Genomic DNA, 14,043 nt, shown 5'->3' with positions numbered 1-14,043 from the left:
GCCGGGGGTGAATCCAGGTCACCGGCGCTCGCTCGGTCCGGGCACGGCACGCGCCGGCCCGGCTTGGCCCTTCACCTGGTCGGCCGCGCGCCGATGCAAGCCGGCCGGCCGTCATCCGGCCGGTGTTCGACCACGTCCGGTGGCTCGGCCGCAGCCCGTCGCGGCGTGTGCTTGTCGACCGTGGCAAGCCCGCCTCCAGCTCTCAAACACCCGTCGCCCACGCCACCAACGCACGCGGCTCGGACGCGCCGGGACACCCACAGGCGGCAGGCACCACGCTGGTGCTGGCCAACCGTACGGCACCGCCGATCAACCACCCTCGGGCCGCCCTGGCCTGGGCCGACGCGTTCAGTCGACCTGGATGGCGTCCACCCGATCGGGATAGAACGCCAGGTGGCCGGCGATGGCGTGCACCGCCGCATGCGGGCGCTCATAACTCCAGGCGATCCCCGGGCCGGCCGTTCCCACCGGCGCGTAGTACGCCGCATGGCCCTTGTACGGGCAGTAGGTCGACTCGGGGGTCCGCGCCAGGGCGCGCATGTCCACATCCGCGCGCGGCAGGTAGTAGACCGGCGGGTAACCGGCCTCCTGCAGGAGCAGGGCGCGGGGCGAATCGGCCAGGGTCGTGCCGTTCAGGGTGACCACCACACGGCCAGCATGGGCCGCGAGCGTGATCGGGTGGTCGGGGCCAGGGGTCTTGATGGCTGCGTTGGGCATGGTGCGCCGTCTTCGGGCGGGGGCAGGGCCGCAGCAAACCACCGTGCTCCTTTGCGCCAGGTGAGGGCGCGATGACCGCAGGCGTCACATCGCGCGCACGCTGCCCGGACGCCCGCTGGTCGCTAACATCCTCCGTATCGTGACTGCCCGGGTCCACCATGACTCGCTCCCTCCTGCCTCGCCTGTCCCTGTCGGTCCTGCTGCCGCTCAGCCTGGCCGCCCACGCTGGCGCACCGGTCGCGGCGGTCCGGGTGACGTTCGATCGCGAGGGCATCCAGTCACGCCAGGCGCATGGCGTGGCCGACCGCGCCACCGGGCGTGCGGTCACCGCCGACGACCCGGTGCGCGTGGCCTCGATCTCCAAGCTGGTGGTGGCCATCGGTGTGATGCGCCTGGTCGAGGCCGGCACCCTGGACCTGGACGCGGATGTGTCCGACCAGCTTGGCTGGCCGCTGCGCAACCCGGCCTTCCCCGACACCCCGATCACCCTGCGCCTGCTGCTTTCGCACCGCTCCAGCCTGACCGATGCGGCCGGCTACTACGCCACCCCGCTGGACGGCCAGCTCAAGGAGATCCTGGACGATCCGCGCGCCTGGGATGGCGCGCACGCGCCGGGCACGTTCTTCCGCTACACCAACCTCAACTTCCCGCTGGTCGCCGCGGTGATGGAGCGCGCCACCGGCGAGCGCTTCGACAGACTGATGCAACGCCTGGTGCTCGCGCCGTTGAAGCTGGACGCCTGCTACAACTGGGACACCTGCAGCGCCGTAAGCGCTGCGCACGCGGTCGTCCTGTACGACGCCGACGGCACGCCGGTGAAGGACGACAACCACGGTGCGCGCCCGGCCTGCTCGGTGGTGCCGGCCCGGGACGGCCGTTGCGACCTGTCGGTATGGACACCCGGTACCAACGGCGCGACGTTCTCCCCGCAGGGCGGCCTGCGCATTTCGGCCGACGGCCTGGCCCGCATCGGGCGCCTGTTGCTGGGCGATGGCCAGGTCGATGGCGTGCGCCTGCTCAGCGCCGCCTCGGTGCGGACACTGACCACGCCGGTGTGGACCTGGCACGCCGGCAATGGCGTGGCCTACGAGGAGGACGGCAGCACGCCGGGGCGGGCCATGATCTGCCGCTACGGGCTGGCGGTGCAGACCCTGGCCACGCCGGGCAGCGACTGTGGCGATGACCTGTTCGGCGACGGCGTGGCGCGCGTGGGCCACGCGGGCGAAGCCTACGGACTGCTATCCGGGCTATGGATCGACCGCGCGGCCGGCTCGGGCGTGGCCTATTTCGCCACCGGGGTGGGCGGCAGCCCGCCCGGGCGGCACTCGGCCTTCAGCGCCATCGAGGAGACCTTGGCGCGTGGGGCGACCGCGCCTGCCGCGTCCGAATGAACCCGCGCCGCGCACCCGGATCGCGATGGGGAATCGTTTCATCTTCGCGCGCAATTTCGATTGCAGTAACGGATTGTCTCGCCAAGCGTGCTGGCTGACCTTGCGTCGGGTCTTTACGCTGAAGGCCGACTCTCCCAACAGGCCATCCCCATGACCAACCAGCTCATCGACGCGATCAAGGTCCGTCGCACCCAGTACGCCCTCGGCAAGTCCCTGCCGCTGTCGCAGGAAGAAGTGACCTCGCTGATCCAGGAAGCCGTCAAGCACTCGCCGACCTCCTTCAATTCGCAGAGTTCGCGCGCGGTAGTGCTGTTTGGCGCGCAGAGCGATGCGTTCTGGGGCCTGGTCAAGGATGCGCTGCGCGCCATCGTGCCGGCCGACGCCTTCGCCAGCACCGAGCAGAAGATCGACAGCTTCGCCGCCGGCGCCGGCACGGTGTTGTTCTATGAAGACCAGGACGTGGTGAAGGGCCTGCAGGAGAAGTTCCCCCTGTACGCGGACAATTTCCCGATCTGGTCCGAGCAGTCCAGCGGCATGGCCCAGTACGCGGTGTGGACGGCGCTGGCCAATGCGGGCATCGGAGCCAGCCTGCAGCACTACAACCCGCTGCCCGATGAGGCGGCCGCCGCCAAGTGGAATCTGCCGGCCAGCTGGAAGCTGCGCGCGCAAATGCCGTTTGGTTCGCACGAAGCGCCGTTCGGCGACAAGGACTTCATGGACGACAGCGAGCGCTTCCGCGTCTTCGCCTGATGGTCACTTGGCGGTGCCGACCGGCACTGCCCGCATCGCCCCCGCCGGACGCGCTCCGTCGGGGGCGTTTTCGTTTTGAGGGCCTGTCAGCGGCCGAGTTTGGCCATCATCTGGCGCACGGCCCAGCCCGGGGATCCGCGACGGGCCAGCATCGTGTCCACTTCCAGTTCGAAGCGTCCGGCCTCACAGGGCGGAACACGGGACGCCAGGGCGACATGGACCGGTGTCAGCGCCGCCCACCACGCTTCATCGCTTTCGACCAGGGGAAGCCGCGCATCCAGTGCCCGCCCGAAGGCCGCGACGGCTTCGGCGAGCGCGGGCGAGCCCGGAAGACGCCCGGCCAAGCCGGCCTTCGCGCGCGATGACCGGGCTGACGTGGCCAGTCGGGTCTCGGGGCCGCGCGGTGCGGCCAGCGTCGCCGCGGCGGTGCGCGGCATGCGCCGGGTGGAAGGCTCGGTGAGCGACATGGTGGCGTCCTGCAGACATTCGGGGGAGCCTCCAAGCTAGGCCCCGGACCGGTTGGCAGGCGTGAAACACGCGTGCGGGAAGGGGAAAACGCGCTCCCATTCAGCTCCGCACTGTGACCGGTGTTGCGTCCTGGCCGATCACTGCCCGTAGACCGCCAGCTCGCCCAGGCTGCTGTAGTAGACGCGCCCACCACCATTCCGCGCGTCGCGCTCGACGCCCCCGGAGGTCCCGACCAGGCGGATGGCCCGGGTGCTGACCGGCGCGAACCGCAGGGTGTGGTCGATATCGGTGCCTTTGCGCCACTGACTGTTTTCCAGGTCCATCGCCGGTGTCACCTGCAGCCCGTCGACCGGCCGCCAACGCCCGTCCGCATCCTGGAACTCGACCGCCAGCGAGGTCAGCCAGCCGCCGAATTCCTCCGGCGTACCCGGATTGAACACCAGCACCGAAATGTCCTGCGCGCGCTCCCAGGCATAGCCGTAGACGACACGGCCGGGCGTGGCCGTGTGCGGGCTGTAGTAGGTGGGTTCGGCGCGGCCATCGCGCATCGCCGAAAGGTCGCGCCCCGGGGTGCTGTGCAACAACTGAGAGGCCGACGGCGCCAGGTTGGGCGAATGCACCTGGATGACGTAGCGCTGGCGCGCCTGCGCCGTCCCCCGTTGCCGCAGCAGGGTGAAGGCGAACTCGCCCGCCTGCCGGGGCGTACCACGCACGCCGGTGGCGTCCAGGGCCACGCCGGCCGGCAGCGTGCCCTCGGCTATCGTCAGGCGCTCGCCCGCGCCGCCATCGACCAGCACCTCCAGCGAGAACGGGCGACCGACCTCGGCCACCTGTGCCGGGGCCGCCGGCAGGGCCAGTGGGGCGAGGAAGGCGACCTGCGCCGGGATGCGGTAGTAGTCGCGTCCATCCCGGGTAAAGCGCGTCCCGCCGTTGGCCAGGATCACCCGCTCGCCCTGCACGGCCATGCGCCGGGCCAGATCCGCGATCGAGGCATCGGGCAGGTCGTGGCGGCTGACGTTGATGTAGCGATCGTTGTAGGGCTTGCGCCAGCCGGCCTCCGGCAAGGGAAACAACAGGTCGTGCGGCAGCGCGCGCGTCCCGCCGATGATCCCGAGCAGGCCGACCATGGTGGCGGCCTGGTTGTCGGCATCGAAGCCGATCGCGCTGGCGTAATCCAGCGTGGCCTGCACCTCGCCGCGTCCGTAGAGCAGGGCCAGGATCGCGCAGGCGCCGTTGAGGTTGGCGTCCACCACGCGCCAGGCGTCGTGGTTGTAGCCCAGGTCCCGGTAATAGGCGGCCGCCATCTCCTTGCGTGCGGCCTGCCAGTCATCGGGGTAGCGCGCGTGCAGACGGCGCATGTGGCGCACGGTCTGCACGAAGTGGCTGTCGGCCGGCATGGCGGCTTCGGCACGGTCCAACAGGCGGTCGATGTCGTGTTCGAAAAAGGCCGCCGCGTACAGGGCACCGTAGAACATCGCCGGTTCGGTGCCGAAGTCGTCGCTGGTGATGCGCGCCGCCCAGCGCGTCTTGTCCACCGCATAGCCGACCATGCCCGGCGCGGTCACCGCCCAGATCTCGTTGACCAGCTGCGGGTCGATCTGGAACCACTGCCGGTTGTAGGCCCGCGCACCGGTCAGCGGTGGCTGGTAGCCAGCCGCCATCAGGGTCACCGCCGCGCGGTTGGCAACCCAGACCTTCTCGCGCACGTGGTGCTGCCAGGCCTGGGCCAGCTGTGCATAGCTCGGCGTGATCCCATGCCGCTCCATCTGCAGCAGGTACATCACCTCGATATCGGTGTCGTCGTCGGAGAAGGCGCCGTTGACCGCCTTCACCTGCTGCAGGTACTCGCCAAACCCGTAGGGAAACCGGTCCGGTCCCGGTGCGTCGATGTACTTGAACTCGTAGGACAGACCGTAGGTGTTGCCGATGATCTGGCCCAGCCACGACGCCAGCACCCGGTCCTGGTAGTCCTGCACGGCGATGACCTGATCGGACTGCTGCGCCGGGGGAAGGGGATGTTGCGCGCGCGCCTGGCCCCAGACCGTCAGCAACAGCACAGCCAGCCAACAGCGTGCTGGCAGGCGAGGTGTGGGATCCATGCGGCGGTCGCGCTCCTGGTCGGCGGGCCAGGAGCATGCCACGGCGGACGCGGTCGCCACCCGCCGCGGCGCCACATGCGCGGCTCAGTCCCCGGTGGCGCGCGTCGGTAGCCAAGCCTGGACTTCGCTGTCCGGACCATAGGTGTAACCGGCGGGAATGGTCTGCAGTTCAATCAACATGCCCCAGGGCGCACGCGCGTACACGCTGCCGTTGCCGGGCGTGTCCTCGTGGCGGGAATTGCCGTGCACCTCTGACAGCAGCTCGCCTCCGGCCGCGCGGATGCGCTCGACCGCCGCTTCCATCGCATCGCAGTACACCGCCAGGTGGTTGAGGCCGAGGTCTTGCAGGCCTGCGGCGCCCTGACGCTGAGGACTGTCGATCTCGAACAACTCCAGTCCCGGCCCGTTGCCGATGCGCAACATGCGCTGGCGGCAAACCTGCGCGCCTGCAGGCAGGCCCAGCTGGCGCTCGACCTGGTGACCCTGGCGTGGTGGATCGTCTGCCGTCAGGCCGTCATAGCACCAACGCGCGCCGAGCGCGGCACGCAGGAAATCGGTGGCCTGGTCCAGATCGGGGACGGTGAGACCAAGGTGGTGGATACCGCGCGGCAGTTCGCCGAACGCATCGTGACGGGGCGGCGTGGGGGACGGATGCATCTTCACTCCTTCGGTTGGACAAAGCGCCACCCGACACGCCGCCTCAGATCCGCCCTCACCTCGCACCATCCAGTCGACGCTGTCAGCGCAGCGTGCCACCCACGCTAGCGCCCATGCTGCCGTCGAACCGTGAATTGAGCCGCGCCACCGCCTCGTTCAACGGTCTCCAGATCCGACGCAGCGCGATCGGTCGCGAATCCCTCGTCGCGCTCATCGCCCGGGTGTCTCAGCCGAGACGTCTCACCGAAAAGCCGGACCAGAAAGGCGGCCGGTCTCGTCAGCTAGAGCGTCGCGCATGAACAACGCCTCTATGAATCCGGCGTATCGAACAGATGCAGCGCCTCACGTACCGACACGCTTGTATGGTGCGCAACCGCGCTGGGGCCGGCCATTGCCTGAACCCGGGCGGCACCCGATAGTAGGACCGTCCCGCCAACCGCCCGTCCATGGATATCGCCATCCCGCTGCTGATCGTGCTTGTCCTGGGCGTGGCCTGTGCGCTGTGGTGGCGCCGTCGCCGCGACACGCGCCCCGCCCCGCCATCCGCCGTCCCGGCGCAGGCCGACGCGCAGGACACGCCCACGCCGGCGGCACCCAGTTCCCTGCCTCCGCCGGCGCTGCGGCCGTTGATCCGGCGCATGTACGCGGCCGTCATGCACGCCCCGGAATTGATCGACCCGGCCACGCCGATCGGGGGCATCCAGGCGCAGATCCTGTCCGAAGCGGCAGCCGAGCTGGCCCAGTTGGACGTGCGGCCCAAGAACATTCCGCGTCGCCCGCACCTGCTTCCCCAGCTCATGCGCGCGGTGAACGACCCGGACATTTCCAACCACCAGATCGCCGCAGTGATCGCGCAGGATCCGGCCCTGGCCGCCAGCCTGCTGCGCATCGCCAACAGCGCCCTGTACCGGCCGCGTGACGGCCACGCGGTGGACAGCATCGAACGCGGCGTGGCGCAGATCGGCACCGACGGGGTCCGCCAGATCGTCGTGGCGGCGTTGATGCAGCCGGTGCTCAGCCTGGACAGCGGGCTGTTTGCGCGGCTGCCGGCCGCGATCTGGGACTACGCGCTGCGCACGGCGGTGGCCGCCGCGCACCACGCCCAGCGCAACGGCACGCTCGACGATGCCCTGCATGCCCAGTTGCTCGGCCTGCTGCAGGGCCTGGGCGCGGTGATCGTGATGCGCGTGCTCAGCGAGACCTATGCCCGCCACCCCGGCGTGCCCAAGGAGCTGGTCACGGCCGCGGCCCTGCTGGACCGGCACGTCACCCCGACCGCACGCACCGTGGCGGTGGGCTGGGAACTGCCCCCGACCCTGGCCGAAGCCCTGACCGACCAGCGCGCCGAACGCGACCACACCGTGCCCACCACGGCCCTGGGCAAGGCGTTGCGCTACGGCCGCCTGGCCGCCGTGCTCACCATGCTGGTGCGCAGCGACGATGAGACCGAGGACAACGCCCTGGCGATGCTGGCCACCCTGGAGCCGGACGAGGACGCCAACCGGCAGCTCTGGGAACGGCTCTCGTCGCACTCCGCGACGCCCTGACCCACGCCTCGTTCGGTCGGGCGCACCGACCGCTCCGGTCCAGGGCGTCCCGAAGGACCCGCGCGATTCCGGCTTTCCAGCGCGCGTAACCCACACGGGGACCTGCCAGCACTGCACGCCGCGCCGACGGCCGACCGGCACCCGGTGATCGGGACGCATACGTCGGGCATAGCAGCGCCTTCGCCGCGCGGGCCAGCCGGATGCCCCTGCCAGCTCAGGTCTCTCCGCACCGCGACCGCCTTTCCCGTCGATCCCCTTCGGCGATCACCCTGCCGCGGAGAATGCACGTTTCACATTGTGAAAAAGACGTAAGTCGCGCTTCTTCTACTATGCACGTCCTGTTTGTGTAGTGACCCGCGTCATAGTTTGTGTCGCGGTTGCCATGGAGCTGCTGGTGTTGGACAGCCATACGATCGCCATCGAGCGGCCAAGCCTGGAGACATCCTTTCCGGATCCGTTGCAGGACGCTGACCGGCTCGCTCCTGCACACCCGCCTGCCCAAGCGGCCAGCGCCCCCCACGCGTCCGCGCCAAGTCCGATACGTGGGACCGTGATGCGCCTGGCGCGCAAACTGGCGCACGTCCTGGTCGTGCGACTGCCCTGGGGCCTGCAGGACCGGATCTACTTCCTGGCGACGTTCAGGCGGTGGCCCAATCTGCGCCAGCCGCGCACCTTCAACGAGAAAGTGCTCTACCGCAAGCGCGTCTACGGGGACCACCCGACCTATCGTCGGCTGGCCGACAAGTTCGCCGTGCGCGCGCACGTGGCCGCGCGCGTCGGCCGGCAGTACCTGATCCCCCTGCTCCACGACACCACCGACCCGGCCTCGCTGCTGGAGCGGACCCAGTGGCAGCGCACGGTGATCAAGTCCAGCCACGGCTCGGGCATGGTCGAGCTGATGCTGGACGAGCCCGACCAGACACGACGCCAGGCGCTGGTGGCCGATTGCCAACGCTGGCTGCGCACCGATTTTTCCAAGGCGGTGCGCGAGATCCACTACCGCGGCATTCCGCCACGGCTGCTGGTGGAGCAGTACATTGGCGACGGGGCGCAGCCCCCCGTGGACTACAAGTTCCACATGTTCCGCCAGCGTGACGGGCGCTTCCAGTACGTGCTGCAGGTGATCTACCGCAGCAGCGGAGCACCGTTGTCCATGACCTTTTTCGTCAACAGCCTGAGCGTGCCGTTCCACGGCATCCGCGATGCGGGGCTGAGCCCGCCATGCACGGGCGCCCAGCTGCAGCACGCGCTGGAGCTGAGCAAGGCGCTGGCGGCGGAGTTCGATTACGTCCGGGTGGACTGGTACATCCAGGCCGGTCGCATCTACTTCGGCGAGCTGACCTTCACCCCAGGGGCCGGACTGGTCACCGGCCTGGACAAGGGCCTGGACGCGCTGATGGGGCAGATGTGGGTTCAGTGCGTCCGGCCGGCGCTTGCGGTCCCGCGCCGGCCGGCGCCCGCCCTGCAGGCCCGGCCCCTGGGCTGACCGCCGACCCGAATGAACTACGCCTGCGACCCGTCGGTGGAGACCGTCAAGGCTTCCCACTGCGCCAGTTCGGCCTTCAGCGCGTCGAGCTTCTCGCGCACCAGGCCCAGCGCATCGCTGCCCAGCAGCAGGTGCGCCGGCGGCTCGGGGGCCTCGATCGCCGCCAGCATCGCCAGGGCCGCCTTGCGCGGATCGCCCAGCTGCCGGCCGCTGACCGCCTGCCGGCGCTGGCGAATGGGGTCGAACAGCGCGTCGTAGTCGCCGATGCTGCGCGGCGTGCGCACCATCGAGCGTCCGGCCCAGTCGGTGCGGAACGAGCCCGGCGCCACCGAGGTCACGCGGATGCCCAGCGCGGCCACTTCCTTGCCCAGCACCTCGCCAATGCCCTCCAGCGCGAACTTGCTGCCGCAGTAGTAGGCGATGCCCGGCATGGTGATGAAGCCCCCCATCGAGGTGATGTTGAGGATGTGGCCGGCGCGGCGCGCGCGCATGTGTGGCAGCACCGCCTGGATCATCGCCACCGCGCCGAACACGTTGACCTCGAACTGCCGACGCATCTGATCCAGCGGTGATTCCTCCAGCACGCCCTCGTGGCCGTAGCCGGCGTTGTTGACCAGTACGTCGATGGGGCCGATGTCGGCCTCGATGGCCTCGACGGTGGGCTGGATCGCGGCGGTGTCGGTGACATCCAGCACCCGTGCCACGGCACGGCCCGGCGCCAGCGCTTCGAACGATTCGGCCGCCTGCGCACTGCGCACCGTGCCGACCACGTGATGCCCGGCGGCCAGCGCTTCCTGCGCCAGCGCGCGCCCGAAGCCGCTGCTGACACCCGTGATCAGGAAGCGTTTGGAAGTCGACATGGAGAAACCCCTGTTGGGCGAGAGATGTGCACAATAGAGAGACGGGAGCGCCATTCGAAGGCCATTCCGGCTCGAATCATTGCCTATTCCTATGAGCCACATCCCATCTGCCACCACGCCCACCGCGCCAGGACTGTTGCCGCTCGCCCCGATAGTCGCGGCGCTGGCCCCGCATGAGGGCTACACCCTCACCGCGCTGGAGGGCGTGCGATTGCTGCGTTCGGACCGGCCACTGGCGCGCACGCCGGTGCTGTACGACCCGGGCGTCGTCATCGTCTGCCAGGGCCGCAAGCGTGGGTATTTCGGCCAGCGCACCTATGTGTACGACGCGCATCAATACCTGGCCGTCTCGGTGCCGGTGCCGTTCACCATGGAAACCGACGCGACCGCGGCCGAGCCGCTGCTGGCGCTGTACCTGCATCTGGACTTTGCGTTGGCCGCCGAGCTGATGCTGCAGATCGACCGCCACGGCGGCGTGCCGGCCAGCGCGCCGCCGCAGAGCATGGTCTCCAGCCCGATCGACCCGACACTGCACCAGGCCGTGCAACGCCTGCTGCAGGCGCTGGCCGCGCCGATGGAGGCGGCCATCCTGGGGCCGCAGCTGCTGCGTGAGCTGTATTACCGCATTCTCACCGGGCCGCAGGGCCATACACTGCGCGCGGCGCTGGCCATGCAGGGCCGCTTCGGCAAGATCGGCAAGGCGTTGCAGCACCTGCATGCGGCCTATGCGCAACCGCTGACCGTGGCCCAGCTCGCGCAGGAGGCCGGCATGAGCGCACCGTCCTTCCACAGTCACTTCAGAGCCGTCACCTGCGCCTCGCCCATGCAGTACCTCAAGTCCACGCGCCTGCACCAGGCGCGCCTGCTGATGGTGCGCGAAGGCATGACCGCCGCCGCGGCCTGTCATGCGGTGGGCTACGAAAGCCCCTCGCAGTTCAACCGCGAGTTCAAGCGCCTGTTCGGCCTGACGCCTGCGCGCGAAGTGCAGCGCATGCGCGAGCACTTCGCGGTGCCGCCGAAGCAGGCGGTGGCGGCGTATGTGTCATCGCACTGATCGCGCCACGCACATCCGCCGCACTCACCCATGGTCCGCGCCATAGGCCACGTGCCGCTGCGGCAGCAGCTCCTCCAGGCGCGCCTGCAGGACACGCTGGATGTTGTCGAAGGCGGTACTGCCCAGGGCGAGTCGCCTCGGCATCCGCGCGGCATCGACGGCGTCGATCATCGCCGCGACGCTGCGCGCCGCGTCGCCCTTGATCGCCAGGCTGCCATCGGCAATGGCGCGTCTGAGCTCGCCGGCCGGGGTCGCCTCGTAGACCTCCATCGGCGACGCATGATCCAACCCCGCGCCAAAGCCGGTCTGGGTGGGACCGGGCTCGGCGATCAGCACCTCGATGCCGAACGGGGCCACCTCTTGCGCGACCGATTCCAGGAACCCCTCGATCCCCCACTTGCTGGCGTGGTACAGGCTGAAGTTCGGGTAGGCCACCTGCCCGCCTTCGGAGGACACCTGCAGCAGCCTGCCACCCCCCTGGGCGCGCAGGTGCGGCAACACCGCGCGCACCAATTGGATCGAGGCGGTCAGGTTGGTGGAAAGCTGGCGCTCGATCTGTTCGTCGCTGACTTCCTCGGCCGCACCGAACAGGCCATAGCCGGCATTGCTGACCACCACCTCGATGTGCCCGAAGACCGCGAACGCGGCGTCGATTTCGCGCCGCAGCGCCGTGGTGTCGGTCAGGTCGAACTGCGCCACCCGCAGGCGTTGACCATGCTGCTGCTCGAGTTCGGCGAACGGCGTCACGCGACGCGCGCAGGCCACCACCCGGTCCCCGCGCGCCAGCAAGACGCGGGTCATTTCCAGCCCCAGGCCGGAGGACGCACCGGTAATCAGCCAGGTCTTCATGGGCAAGCTCCTTCGTTGAGTTGCAACGAAGGTAGGCGCGGCGGGCGCGTAGGATAAGCCTCACCAATCTGCATGAGCTGGTGAGGATTTACCACCAATGGCCGACGTCACCCTCTCCGACCTGAAAGCCTTTGCCGCCGTGGCCCGCCATCGCAGCTTCCAGCGCGCGGCCGACAGCCTGGGCGTGTCACGCTCCTCGCTCAGCCACGCCCTGCGCGGGCTGGAGCAGCGCCTCGGCGTGCGCCTGCTGCACCGGACCACGCGCAGCGTGGCGCCGACCGAATCCGGCGAACACCTGCTGCAGCGGCTGACGCCCCTGCTCCACGAGTTGGACACCGTGCTGGACACCATCAGCCACGGGCCCGATGAAATCGTCGGCACCCTGCGCATCAACGCCAGCACCGGCGCGGCGCGTTGGCTGCTGCAACACGTGGCGCCGGCGTTCCTGCAACGCCATCGACGCGTGGCGCTGGAGCTGGTCAGCGAAGGCCGGCTGGTGGACATCGTGGCCGAGGGGTTCGATGCCGGCGTGCGCCTGGCCGAAGCGGTGCCCAAGGACATGGTGTCCATCCCCTTTGGCGGCACGCTGCGCTTTGTCGCCGTCGCCGCGCCCGCGTATGTCGCCGCGCACGGGCGACCCGCCACACCCGAGGCGCTTCGCGACCACCACTGCATCCGCCAGCGCCTGCCCAGCGGCAAGCGCTATCGCTGGGAGTTCGCCAAGGGCCGGCGCGAGATGGCGGTCGATGTTCCCGGCGCGCTGCTGCTGGACAACAGCGACCTGATGGTCGACGCCGCCATCCAGGGCCTGGGCATCGCCTTCGTTCCCGAACCATTCGCGCGCGCCGCCCTCGACGACGGCCGCCTGGTCCTGCTGCTGGAGGACTGGTCGCCCGCCGATCCCGGCCTGTGCCTGTACTACGCCAGCTGGCGCCACGTGCCACCACCGCTTCGGGCCTTCATCGCCTTGCTGCGGGAGGTGACCGAGGCACAGGCGCGGCCCGCCAGTTAGGTGCGGAGAAGACCGGCATCATGCTGCCGCTTGGGTCCGCGCGCGCAACGAAGATGTCAGTCAACCTGACCTTGTCCGTTTGCGGGTGACCACGGCCCCTCGCGGCTCCATCGCGCGTGACACCCGGATCGCCCACGCACGCGGCCCGCACCACGTGGCCTCAGGCAGATGCGGCACACGCGCGATTGCGACCGGCGGCCTTGGCCCGATAGAGCTGGGCGTCGGCATCGGCCAGCAGATCCTGCGGGGCCCGTCCCGAGCCGCCCAGGCTGGTCGCGATGCCCACGCTGACCGTCACCACCGGCGCGGCGCCGGAAGCGGCATGCGGCACGGCCAACTCGCGCACGTTGCACAGCAGGCGCTCGGCCACCGGACCGGCGTTGGGCAGCGAGGTCTCGGGCAGCAGGCAGACGAATTCCTCGCCGCCATAGCGCGCGGCCAGATCCATCGGGCGCATCAGCGCCTTGCCGATTGCCCCGGCCACCTGGCGCAGGCACTCGTCGCCAGCCTGGTGGCCGTAGCAGTCGTTGTATTGCTTGAAATGGTCCACATCGATCATCAGCACCGCGCAGGGCTGCGCGTTGCGCTCGGCCGCGCGCCACCGGCCTGCGAAGACCTCCTCGAAATGGCGCCGGTTGGCCAGGCCGGTCAAGCCGTCGTACAGCGCGGCCGAGCGCAGGTAGTCGGTCTGGAACTTCAGCAGGAGGTGGTTGCGCACGCGAGCGCGCAAGACCTCGGGGTGGAATGGCTTGGCGATGAAATCCACCGCGCCATGGCCCAGCCCCTGCACCTGCGCCTGGTCACTGTCATGCCCGGTGATGAAGATCACCGGCACGTCCGCGCCATCGGGGCCGGCCTTGATCTGGCTGCAGACCTCGTGCCCGTCCATGCCCGGCATCACCACGTCCAGCAGCACCAGGTCCGGACGGGCATCGCGGAAAACTTGCAGGCCCTGTTCGCCGGAAGTGGCCATGAACACTTCGTGGTCCCCGCGCAGGGCCTCGAAGGCCACGCGGATGTTGATGGCCTGGTCGTCCACCACCAGCACCCGCGGCAGTCGGTCCGTGGGCCATCCCCAAGTTGGTTGTTGGTTCATTGCACGCTCCCGCAACGCAAGGTCTCGAGTGCCACCCTGGCACCCTGGAAATCCAGC

12 protein-coding genes and 1 pseudogene are annotated in these 14,043 nt (G+C 69.6%); 6 read left to right on the top strand and 7 right to left on the bottom strand.

What is annotated here, in order from left to right:
• Nucleotides 1-348: 348 nt before the first annotated feature.
• The gene (locus PJ250_RS08630) at nucleotides 349-717 is read right to left on the bottom strand and encodes a DUF427 domain-containing protein (RefSeq protein WP_271648172.1); all 369 of its coding nucleotides are present in this window, start codon (nucleotides 715-717) and stop codon (nucleotides 349-351) included.
• A 158-nt stretch (nucleotides 718-875) separates the two neighbouring features.
• On the opposite strand from PJ250_RS08630, the gene PJ250_RS08625 reads away from it, so the two are divergent.
• Complete coding sequence (locus tag PJ250_RS08625; RefSeq protein ID WP_271648171.1) at nucleotides 876-2,108, top strand: serine hydrolase domain-containing protein; 1,233 nt, start codon at nucleotides 876-878, stop codon at nucleotides 2,106-2,108.
• Nucleotides 2,109-2,258: 150 nt separating this feature from the next.
• On the top strand, nucleotides 2,259-2,858 hold the full coding sequence (locus PJ250_RS08620) for a nitroreductase family protein (protein WP_271648170.1): 600 nt from the start codon (nucleotides 2,259-2,261) through the stop codon (nucleotides 2,856-2,858).
• An 86-nt stretch (nucleotides 2,859-2,944) separates the two neighbouring features.
• Here PJ250_RS08620 and PJ250_RS08615 read toward each other — a convergent pair whose 3' ends face one another.
• From PJ250_RS08615 to PJ250_RS08605, 3 genes are all read right to left on the bottom strand, one after another.
• Nucleotides 2,945-3,325: a hypothetical protein gene (locus PJ250_RS08615; RefSeq protein WP_271648169.1), complete on the bottom strand. Its 381-nt coding sequence runs from the start codon at nucleotides 3,323-3,325 to the stop codon at nucleotides 2,945-2,947.
• 138 nt (nucleotides 3,326-3,463) lie between these two features.
• Nucleotides 3,464-5,425 (bottom strand): ADP-ribosylglycohydrolase family protein, encoded by a 1,962-nt coding sequence (locus PJ250_RS08610; RefSeq protein WP_271648168.1) that lies wholly within the window; start codon nucleotides 5,423-5,425, stop codon nucleotides 3,464-3,466.
• A gap of 84 nt (nucleotides 5,426-5,509) precedes the next feature.
• Nucleotides 5,510-6,082: a VOC family protein gene (locus tag PJ250_RS08605; protein WP_271648167.1), complete on the bottom strand. Its 573-nt coding sequence runs from the start codon at nucleotides 6,080-6,082 to the stop codon at nucleotides 5,510-5,512.
• Nucleotides 6,083-6,528: 446 nt separating this feature from the next.
• On the opposite strand from PJ250_RS08605, the gene PJ250_RS08600 reads away from it, so the two are divergent.
• Nucleotides 6,529-7,629 carry an HDOD domain-containing protein gene (locus PJ250_RS08600; protein WP_271648166.1) on the top strand — a complete coding sequence of 367 codons (1,101 nt, stop codon included), beginning with the start codon at nucleotides 6,529-6,531 and terminating at the stop codon, nucleotides 7,627-7,629.
• A gap of 538 nt (nucleotides 7,630-8,167) precedes the next feature.
• Nucleotides 8,168-9,046: pseudogene (locus PJ250_RS08595) on the top strand (ATP-grasp fold amidoligase family protein); the annotation flags it as partial.
• Between the two features lie 86 nt (nucleotides 9,047-9,132).
• On the opposite strand, the gene PJ250_RS08590 reads toward PJ250_RS08595, so the two are convergent.
• Complete coding sequence (locus tag PJ250_RS08590; RefSeq protein WP_271648165.1) at nucleotides 9,133-9,975, bottom strand: oxidoreductase; 843 nt, start codon at nucleotides 9,973-9,975, stop codon at nucleotides 9,133-9,135.
• 91 nt (nucleotides 9,976-10,066) lie between these two features.
• Between PJ250_RS08590 and PJ250_RS08585 the strand changes: the two genes are divergently transcribed.
• Nucleotides 10,067-11,029: an AraC family transcriptional regulator gene (locus tag PJ250_RS08585; RefSeq protein ID WP_271648164.1), complete on the top strand. Its 963-nt coding sequence runs from the start codon at nucleotides 10,067-10,069 to the stop codon at nucleotides 11,027-11,029.
• 24 nt (nucleotides 11,030-11,053) lie between these two features.
• Here PJ250_RS08585 and PJ250_RS08580 read toward each other — a convergent pair whose 3' ends face one another.
• The gene (locus PJ250_RS08580; RefSeq protein WP_271648163.1) at nucleotides 11,054-11,878 is read right to left on the bottom strand and encodes an SDR family oxidoreductase; all 825 of its coding nucleotides are present in this window, start codon (nucleotides 11,876-11,878) and stop codon (nucleotides 11,054-11,056) included.
• A 97-nt stretch (nucleotides 11,879-11,975) separates the two neighbouring features.
• On the opposite strand from PJ250_RS08580, the gene PJ250_RS08575 reads away from it, so the two are divergent.
• Nucleotides 11,976-12,890: a LysR family transcriptional regulator gene (locus PJ250_RS08575; protein ID WP_271648162.1), complete on the top strand. Its 915-nt coding sequence runs from the start codon at nucleotides 11,976-11,978 to the stop codon at nucleotides 12,888-12,890.
• Between the two features lie 160 nt (nucleotides 12,891-13,050).
• On the opposite strand, the gene PJ250_RS08570 is transcribed toward PJ250_RS08575, so the two are convergent.
• Nucleotides 13,051-13,986, bottom strand: coding sequence for a diguanylate cyclase domain-containing protein (locus tag PJ250_RS08570; protein WP_271648161.1), 936 nt, complete (start codon nucleotides 13,984-13,986; stop codon nucleotides 13,051-13,053).
• Nucleotides 13,987-14,043 lie beyond the last annotated feature (57 nt).

It is taken from the genome of Pseudoxanthomonas sp. JBR18 (assembly GCF_028198165.1).
GTDB lineage: Bacteria > Pseudomonadota > Gammaproteobacteria > Xanthomonadales > Xanthomonadaceae > Pseudoxanthomonas_A.
This window is presented reverse-complemented; position numbering and strand designations above follow the sequence as displayed.